Below are 900 nucleotides of genomic sequence, written 5' to 3'. Positions count from 1 at the left end.
CGCGCCGGTTTGGAAGCCGGGCGGTCGCGTGCCTCCGGCTGATCCGTCATGTTCGCAGCGTAGGACCGGGCGCCGACTCCCCCCGGCTGATTCCGGTGTGGATCGGCTGGCTCGAGTTCGACGTGTTGCTGGGCGACGTGCGGTCGCTCAAACAGAAGCGATCGGTGATTCGCCCCGTCGTCGCCGAGCTGCAGCGCAAGTTCAGCGTGTCGGCAGCCGAGACCGGTGCACAGGATCTGTATCGGCGGGCCGGCATCGGCGTGGGCGTGGTGTCCGGCGATCGCGGGCACGCCGTCGAGGTGCTGGACGCGGCCGAACGCCTGGTGGCGGCGCATCCGGAGTTCGAGCTGCTGTCGGTGCGGCGCGGCCTGCACCACAGCGACGATTAACCGTCGCGGCCCTCGCGTTTGCGGCCCAGCGGCGCCGGCGCGACGACGCCGGGCGCGAGCCGCCGCGCGAAGATCAGGAACGCGGTATGCCCGCGCATCGAATGCTGCGGGCGAACGGCCAGGCCGACCACGTTCCAGCCGCGCTGCATCGTTTCCCAGGACCGCGGCTCGGTCCAGCACTGCTGGTCCCGCAGGGCCTCGACGGTCCGCGACAGCTGGGTGACGGTGGCCACATAAATCATCAGCACACCGCCGGGGATCAGCAGCCGTGCCGCCGCGCCGAGCACGCGCGTCGCAACGTCACTAATTTTTACAGCGTTCACGGCGACGGGGCACCCGCCAACTGGGAGCTGATCGTCAGCGACCTCGCGGACTCGGAGTTGCCCGACGGCTCCTTCGACCGGGCCGTGCTCGACATGCTCGCGCCGTGGGAGGTGCTCGGCGCGGCGGCACGGCTGCTGATCCCCGGCGGTGTGCTGATGATTTATGTGGCCACCGTCACCCAGCTGTC

The 900-nt window shown here is 70.1% G+C and carries 1 protein-coding gene and 1 pseudogene; one reads left to right on the top strand and one right to left on the bottom strand.

The window, feature by feature from the left end:
* The first annotated feature begins 95 nt into the window (after positions 1–95).
* Positions 96–389: a DUF503 domain-containing protein gene (locus A5673_RS15480; RefSeq protein WP_068227043.1), complete on the top strand. Its 294-nt coding sequence runs from the start codon at positions 96–98 to the stop codon at positions 387–389.
* On the opposite strand, the pseudogene A5673_RS15475 reads toward A5673_RS15480, so the two are convergent.
* Positions 386–900: pseudogene (locus tag A5673_RS15475) on the bottom strand (SAM-dependent methyltransferase); the annotation flags it as partial. The gene A5673_RS15480 and the pseudogene A5673_RS15475 overlap by 4 nt on opposite strands.

This window comes from Mycobacterium sp. E3198 (assembly GCF_001667015.1).
Lineage (GTDB): Bacteria > Actinomycetota > Actinomycetes > Mycobacteriales > Mycobacteriaceae > Mycobacterium.
The sequence above is the reverse complement of the archived record's forward strand: the minus strand, read 5'-3'. Positions and strand labels throughout refer to the sequence as shown.